A 7,693-nucleotide genomic window follows, 5' to 3' on the forward strand; every position below is an offset into this window, starting at 1 on the left:
CTGACTTCTTTGCTGATGGATAAAAATGGGTCAGTAACGTTCGCTCAATCCTTTACGGGGTCAGCTTTTCAGCCATATTTTCGTTACCTGACCTCAAAAAATAAGCGAACGGTGAGTTTAAAATTGCCATTGCTTGGGATAGGAACGCCAAGGGCGATCGCTTTTTGGGGATGAGGAGGGGCGATGCCGAAGGCACTGCGTAGCAGATCGCTGATCTTGTCGTTTAGGTCGAGGTAACAAAACCCAACAAGCTTTGTTATAATATTTTTGTCATAAAGAAAGACTTCTAAAAATAGATTTATGCCAGAAATTACTCGATTTTATGGAATTATCATTAAACTCTTTTTTGCCGATCATCCACCTCCCCATTTTCATGCGATTTATGGAGAATATAACGCCCTATTTAATCTGGAAACCTTAGAAATCATTGAAGGAGACTTACCTGATAGAGCCACAAAAATGGTTGTAGAATGGGCAACAATCTATCAACCAGAATTATTGAAAATGTGGAACACTCAAGAATTTAATAAATTACCACCTTTGAAATAAAACAATGCTTTACCCCAAAATAACATCAGCCGAAATCATGGAAAATTATACTCTATTGGTGCATTTTTCTAATCATCAAGCTAGAAAATATAACTGTGAAAATCTACTAGAAAAAACGATGTTTTCTTCCCTTAAAAACTATGCTTTCTTTAAAAACTTTCAACTTGATCCATCAGGTAGCGGAATCATTTGGAATGATGAAGTTGATATAAGCGAGTATGAAATTTGGATCAATGGAATTGAACTATGATTGCCGATCTTTTAGTGCGATCACCGTCATCTTGTTGATTAAACTTTAAAATTGCCATTGCTTGGGGTAGGAACGCAAATGGCGATCGCTTTTTGGGGATGAGGAGGGGAAAATGACGATCATCTTGGGTTAAAATGGATTTCTGCTCAAGCTAATTGTTGAATGGCATTCACTCGTGTCTAAAAGGGATAAACTACTAGAAGTATTAAAGAATAGTACTAATAACGCAAGATTCAACGATATTTGTAAACTGCTAGAATTAGAAGGGTTTTCCCTTGATAGAATTACAGGTAGCCATGACATTTTTAAAAGAAATGATATTATTTTGGTCATACCTGTTCATAATAAAAAAGTAAAATCTGTTTATATTCGTCGAGTCCTTGAAATCATCGGAGATAACTAAAGATGAATTATCCAATTATTATTTATCCCTGTGAAGAAGGCGGTTTTGTCGCTGAAATTCCAGCACTGTCTGGCTGTTTGGCTCAGGGTGAAACCTTAGAGGAAACGCTACAAGAATTAGTGATGGTAAAAGATTTGTGGTTAGAAACAGCCCAAAAATATAATCAAAAACTTCCCAACTTAGAAACAGAGATAGCGAAAATAAAAGCATTAAGTGCTGTATAGAGCAATTTTTTGGGCATGGCGATCGCTTTTGGGGCAGGGGTAAGAGCGATCGCATCTCTCTTAGGGTAGAACGCTGATGGCAAAGGATGGTCAGTCAGCCCTAGATAGGGTTTGCTGAATAAATCTAAAAACTTTGTTGGATAAGGCTTTTAGACTTTTTTTCCCTCAAAAAGTGCCGGACTTGGGGTGATCGGGGGTAAAATTCCGGGACTTTTTCCCTGAAAATTGGGTAACTGACTACCTCAAAATCGGTAAAACCCTACACCCTACACCCCACACCCCACACCCTGCCCCCACGAAAAACTTTTTCAGCAGACCCTAGATAGTCAACAGCCTACCGGGAAAAGCTAGATTTTGTAACAAGATTTAGTATTACTTAGTGCCGTGTATAGAGAAGTTGCGAATTGTTAACCCTAGCTTTGCTAGGAACACAAAACATGGTATTGTGAGCCTGAGTCCGTGAAAAACGGCAAGGTTTTCAGTTTTTTTAAACTAGGCATTTCTATGACTTATCTTGTTGAACATCCTTCTACAACCTTTTATTCCTATACCGATACGGGGGTCGATCCCCTGAAAACCGCTCACGGAGTTTATATCACGGTTCACGGACATTTTTACCAACCACCGCGAGAAAATCCCTATCTAGACAGAATTGAACGGCAACCGAGCGCCCATCCCTTCCATAATTGGAATGAACGCATCCATCACGAGTGTTATCGTGCCAATGCTTTTGCGCGCATTTACAATGACCGGGGGGAAGTGATCAAAATAGTTAATAACTACGAATATCTCAGCTTTAACATTGGGGCCACCCTCATGTCATGGATGCAATCCCATGATCCCGAAGTTTACCAACGCATCCTGACAGCGGATCAAAAAAGTTGTCAACGCTTAAACGGTCATGGTAACGCCATCGCCCAGGTCTATAATCATATCATTCTGCCTCTAGCTAACAAACAGGACAAATACACCCAAATTCGCTGGGGAAAAGCCGATTTTCAGCACCGTTTCGGTCGCGATCCCGAAGGAATGTGGTTAGCGGAAACAGCCATTGATTTAGCCACAGTGACAGCTTTAATCGATGAAGGGATTAAATTCACCATTTTAGCCCCTTCCCAGGCCTTGCGCTGTCGTCCTTTCCCTAGCGACCAAGATCCCCATCCCCAATGGCACGCGGTGGCCGGAGGTCAAATCGATCCCACCCGTCCCTATCGCTGTTACATCCCCGATGGTCGTTATCTGGATATTTTCTTCTACGATGGTCCAATTTCTCGCGATATGGGCTTTAATGATGTCCTAGCCAGCAGTGATTTTCTCGTCGGTCGTCTGGGACAGGCAATTAAAGGGGATCATCGTCCTTCCCAGTTAATCAGCGTCGCTACCGATGGGGAAACCTTCGGCCACCACAAACAGGGGACAGAGAAATGTCTTAGCTATGCTTTTACGGAATCTTTCCCTAAAAACGGCTGGACAGTCACTAATTTCGCCCATTATCTCAGTATTTGCCCCCCGACTTGGGAAGTGGAATTAAAACCCGTGACCGCGTGGAGTTGTGTCCATGGCGTAAATCGTTGGCAGGATGACTGTGGTTGCGGGGGAGGGGGAAATTACCAGCAAAAATGGCGAAAACCCCTGCGGGAGTCCCTAAATTGGCTCAGAGATGAGTTAATTAAGGTATATGAGATTCAGGGACAGGAATTTTTCCGCGATCCTTGGCAGACAAGGGATGACTACATTGCAGTTATTTTAGATCGATCCCCAGACGCGATCGAACATTTCCTCGCCCTGCATCAAAGTCGCAACCTGAGTAAAAGCGAGAAAATCGATGCTTTGCGTTTGTTAGAAATGCAAAGACAGGCTTTATTGATGTTTACCAGTTGTGGCTGGTTTTTTGAGGAAATTTCTCGACCTGAAGGTACGCAAATTTTGAGATATGCTGGCCGGGCCCTGGAATTAGCTGGAGAAGTGGCAGGAATTCAATTAGAAATGAATTTCCTCAGTCGTCTAGCTTTCGCCCCCAGTAACGTTAAGTTATATCAAGATGGGGCTGATGTCTATCGACAATTGGTCACTTCTGCGCGGGTCGATTTGGAACGGGTGGCAGCCCATTACGCTATTAGTTCCCTATTTACCAATTATCCCAGTCATCATCGGATTTATTGTTACAATACCCGTCAACTAGATTATCAAAAACAAGCGATCGGGTCTTTAACTTTAGCAGTGGGACAGGTGGAATTAACCTCGGAAATTACCCAAGAAAGTGAACATTTTGTTTTTGCTGTTCTACATTTAGGAGGTTGGGATTTTTACTGCTGCATTCAACCTTTTAACGGTCGCTTAATCTATACCCATCTTAAGGAGCATCTCTTTGAATCTTTACAACAGGCCAGTGTCTCGACCATGATCGTAGAAATGGGGCGTGGATTGGGAGAAAACTTTTTTGCTTTACCCCATCTTTTTGCCGATGAAAGACACCGGATTATGCAGAAGGTGACAGCCGAAACTAAAAAACGCCTCGATCAATTATACACCCAAGTTTATCGGGATAATTACGGCATTTTAGCGGCTTTCCAACGGGATGAGCTGCCCGTACCTCAAGAGTTACAGGTAGCGGCCGATATTGCCATTTCTCACCGTTGTTTACAGGTGATTAATGCCCTAGAAAAAGATTTTGAGCAGCGGCAAGCAACGGAGAATAATCTCGATCAATTATTGGCTATTGCTAAGGAAGCCAATCATTTACACTGTCAATTAAACATTCCCGAAGCGCGTCAAACCTTAGAAAGTCTGCTCTGGCAATCTCTTGGGAAATTATTACACGATGGTGATCCTTTAACGGCGGAGGAGGATGCCCGCCTAATCACCCGTTTAATTGAAGTTAGCCAACAATTAAAGCTAGGATTATCCCTCGATCGCTCTCAGGAATTATACTATTATTACTTCCATGATCGTCTAGTTCCTAATTCTTTGCGGTCCAATTCAATAGATGCTGCCTGTCCCTGGCCGATGACTCAATTAAAATGGTTATTACTATTAGGACAGGTGTTAAAAGTTGATGTGAGTATTTGGCTGTAAAATCAGTCAAAGGGTGGGCAATGCTCACCCTTTGATTTGCCCTCGAACTCAGGTTAACCCAGAGACTAAACCCTTAGATTTATAATGGACATAGTCTCTCATCGAAGATTTACATGACTATCACGCCGATTTATGCCGCCTCAGCCGGCACAGCAACCCAGTATCCCGATGCTTTTGGGCGTTTTGGACGCTACGGGGGCAAATACGTCCCGGAAACCCTGATGCCAGCCTTAAGTGAACTAGAAACGGCCTATAATCAGTATCAAGACGACCCCGATTTTCAAGAAGAATTAAATCAACTGCTCAAGGATTACGTCGGTAGACCTAGTCCCTTATATTTTGCCGAACGTCTCACCGCCCATTATGCCAAAGCTGACGGTACTGGGGCGCAAATTTACCTGAAACGGGAAGATTTAAACCATACTGGGGCCCACAAGATTAATAACGCCCTCGGTCAGGTTTTATTAGCCAAACGCATGGGTAAAAAGCGAATTATCGCCGAAACCGGGGCAGGACAGCACGGCGTGGCCACCGCTACGGTTTGCGCTCGTTTTGGTCTAGAATGCGTGATTTATATGGGAATTCACGACATGGAACGCCAGGAACTCAATGTTTTCCGCATGAGACTGCTTGGGGCGACGGTGCAACCCGTGGCCGCCGGGACAGGAACCCTGAAAGATGCCACCTCGGAAGCGATTCGCGACTGGGTAACTAATGTCGAAACCACTCACTACATCCTTGGTTCTGTGGCAGGTCCCCATCCCTATCCGATGATGGTGCGCGATTTTCACGCGGTTATCGGTCAAGAAACTCGTCAGCAAAGTCTGGAAAAATGGGGCGGTTTACCAGATATTCTCCTCGCTTGTGTGGGGGGTGGTTCTAATGCTATGGGTTTATTTCATGAGTTTGTTAAAGAAGCTTCCGTGCGTTTAATTGGTGTTGAGGCTGCCGGGGAAAGTATCGCTTCCGGAAAACACGCCGCCACCCTTACCCAAGGTCAACCGGGGGTTCTACATGGAGCAATGAGTTATTTATTACAAGATAGCGAAGGTCAAGTTATCGAGGCCCACTCAATTAGTGCCGGTTTAGATTATCCCGGAGTCGGGCCAGAACATAGCTTTTTAAAAGATAGTGGTCGCGCCGAATATTACAGTGTCACTGACCGGGAAGCATTAGAAGCTTTTCAAAGAGTTTCCCGTTTAGAAGGGATTATTCCGGCCCTAGAAACTGCCCACGCTTTAGCCTATTTAGAAACTCTTTGCCCGCAAGTAACTGGTAGTCCTCGCATTGTTATTAATTTCTCTGGACGGGGTGATAAAGATGTGCAATCGGTGGCTAAATATTTATCGATGAATGGTTAACCTTTAGCCTTTTCAGTGAGCAGTTATCAGATTTGAGTATTAAGTGATCCCCCCTGCCCCTAGAAGGGGGGTGCTGACAATTTTTAACACCCACCTACTTATTAAATGGCGGTTTCTTGCTGTTTTTTCACTTTTGACCGATTACCACTGATAACTGCTTATACTAAATCCGTTGAGCATAGGCTACTTATAAGGACAGGCAAAAGGCACTCATGCAAAAGGGGTAATAAATAATCAGTTTTTAATAACCGGATTTAGTATAACTGGTAAATCAGAGGGATAAGCTATTGTGCATCTAAATTTGATATTCGTTTTGAATTTGATATCCTCTTGGGGTTTCTTGAGCGGTTTCCCAGCTGCCTTAACAGATTTACTCTGTTCTGGTCTTAGAGTCGCTCTAAGTGGCACTTTCTAGCATATATCGTGCAAATGCGCTAGTATTTAACAGTAAAGCCAACCTAGAAGGACGGGGTTTCTGACCCAATTTTTCGATGAAAATTCTTCAGATTGTTCCTTCGATTTCCCTTGTTTATGGTGGCCCTAGTCAAATGGTACTCGGTTTGTCAGCGGCCTTGGCCCAACTAGGCCAAGAGGTGACTATTATTACCACCGATTCCAATGGTGACACGGGACAAGCACCCCTAGATGTGCCTTTAGGGGTCCCTGTTAGTCAAAATGGCTATCAAATCTATTATTTTCGCTGTTCTCCCTTTCGCCGCTATAAATTTTCCCTTGATCTGTTTACTTGGTTGGCTAATAGGGCAAAAGATTACGATATCGCCCATATTCATGCCTTATTCTCGCCAGTGAGCAGTATATCAGCTTCGATCGCTCGTTACCGTCAACTGCCCTATATTCTCCGTCCCCTAGGCACCCTCGATCCGGCAGATTTGCAAAAAAAACGGCAACTTAAACAAATATATGCCAATTTTCTGGAAAAACCCAATTTAGCGGCGGCGGCGGCCGTTCATTTTACCAGTCAGCAGGAGTGTCAAATCGCCGAAAGATTTAAGATAAAAACTAAGGATATTGTCATCCCCCTAGGGGTAGATTTTTTTGACCCACAAGCTCTACCGGTAAACGGTTTTGATCTTCCCCAAAATAAACCGATCATCCTCTATATGTCCCGTCTTGACCGGAAAAAAGGTCTAGATTTATTGCTGCCCAGTTTAGAAAGGTTGTTAGCAAAGGGCCTAGATTTTCATTTTGTCTTAGCAGGAGGCAATCCCCAGGATCGGGAGTACGAAAATCGGATTAAAAATCAGATCGAGCGGTCAATCTTGGGCAAAAATACAACAATTACCGGATTTGTGACCGGAGAAATAAAAAATAACCTCCTCGCTAGGGCCGATTTATTTGTTTTACCTTCCTACTATGAAAATTTTGGCATCGCAGTGGCAGAAGCTATGGCTGCCGGAATTCCCGTGGTTATCTCCGACCGGGTGGATCTGCATCCTGCGGTAGCAGCAGCGGCTGCGGGATGGGTGACAGCTTGTCAGCTTGAGGATTTAACTAATACTTTGGCAACGGCTATCACTAATCCTGAAATTCGCCAACAACGAGGGAAAAATGCCAGGGATTTAGTCTTAAATCAATATAGTTGGTCGGCGATCGCTGAACAGATGCTAACTGTCTATCAAGATCTAGTCTGCGCTATCGATCGTCCCCTGCTCGATCGAAGTCACAGACGGATTAAGATTTAGGCCATCAGGTTGACATCCTCGCCGCCGTAAAACGGACGGCGATTCCTCACCACGCCACTTTTTTAGGGTGGTCGCTGAATGGGGTTGACGCGACCCGGGATGCTGCTTCTTTAACAGAAGTCTTACGC

7 protein-coding genes are annotated in these 7,693 nt (G+C 43.9%); all 7 read left to right on the forward strand.

What is annotated here, in order from left to right:
• Positions 1–300: 300 nt before the first annotated feature.
• The 7 genes from EWV84_RS13545 (at position 301) to hpsP (ending at position 7,565) form a co-directional block, all read left to right on the forward strand.
• Positions 301–549: a DUF4160 domain-containing protein gene (locus EWV84_RS13545; protein ID WP_287078401.1), complete on the forward strand. Its 249-nt coding sequence runs from the start codon at positions 301–303 to the stop codon at positions 547–549.
• A gap of 4 nt (positions 550–553) precedes the next feature.
• Positions 554–799, forward strand: coding sequence for a DUF2442 domain-containing protein (locus EWV84_RS13550; protein WP_287078402.1), 246 nt, complete (start codon positions 554–556; stop codon positions 797–799).
• A gap of 175 nt (positions 800–974) precedes the next feature.
• Entirely contained in the window at positions 975–1,202 is a 228-nt protein-coding gene (locus EWV84_RS13555; protein WP_287078403.1) for a type II toxin-antitoxin system HicA family toxin, read from the forward strand.
• A 2-nt stretch (positions 1,203–1,204) separates the two neighbouring features.
• Complete coding sequence (locus EWV84_RS13560) at positions 1,205–1,426, forward strand: type II toxin-antitoxin system HicB family antitoxin (protein ID WP_287078404.1); 222 nt, start codon at positions 1,205–1,207, stop codon at positions 1,424–1,426.
• A gap of 504 nt (positions 1,427–1,930) precedes the next feature.
• A complete protein-coding gene (locus tag EWV84_RS13565; RefSeq protein ID WP_287078405.1) occupies positions 1,931–4,501 on the forward strand; it encodes a DUF3536 domain-containing protein in 2,571 nt (856 codons plus the stop codon).
• Between the two features lie 113 nt (positions 4,502–4,614).
• Positions 4,615–5,862 (forward strand): tryptophan synthase subunit beta, encoded by a 1,248-nt coding sequence (gene trpB / locus EWV84_RS13570; RefSeq protein ID WP_012265094.1) that lies wholly within the window; start codon positions 4,615–4,617, stop codon positions 5,860–5,862.
• 491 nt (positions 5,863–6,353) lie between these two features.
• A complete protein-coding gene (hpsP, locus tag EWV84_RS13575) occupies positions 6,354–7,565 on the forward strand; it encodes a hormogonium polysaccharide biosynthesis glycosyltransferase HpsP (RefSeq protein WP_287078406.1) in 1,212 nt (403 codons plus the stop codon).
• The last annotated feature ends 128 nt before the right edge of the window (positions 7,566–7,693 follow it).

This window comes from Microcystis sp. M_QC_C_20170808_M3Col, assembly GCF_007095505.1.
GTDB lineage: Bacteria > Cyanobacteriota > Cyanobacteriia > Cyanobacteriales > Microcystaceae > Microcystis.

Coding starts and splice junctions, on each gene's coding strand:
- trpB (WP_012265094.1), top strand. CDS start 4,615: ATGACTATCACGCCGATTTATGCCGCCTCAGCCGGCACAGCAACCCAG.
- EWV84_RS13560 (WP_287078404.1), top strand. CDS start 1,205: ATGAATTATCCAATTATTATTTATCCCTGTGAAGAAGGCGGTTTTGTC.
- EWV84_RS13550 (WP_287078402.1), top strand. CDS start 554: ATGCTTTACCCCAAAATAACATCAGCCGAAATCATGGAAAATTATACT.
- EWV84_RS13565 (WP_287078405.1), top strand. CDS start 1,931: ATGACTTATCTTGTTGAACATCCTTCTACAACCTTTTATTCCTATACC.
- hpsP (WP_287078406.1), top strand. CDS start 6,354: ATGAAAATTCTTCAGATTGTTCCTTCGATTTCCCTTGTTTATGGTGGC.
- EWV84_RS13545 (WP_287078401.1), top strand. CDS start 301: ATGCCAGAAATTACTCGATTTTATGGAATTATCATTAAACTCTTTTTT.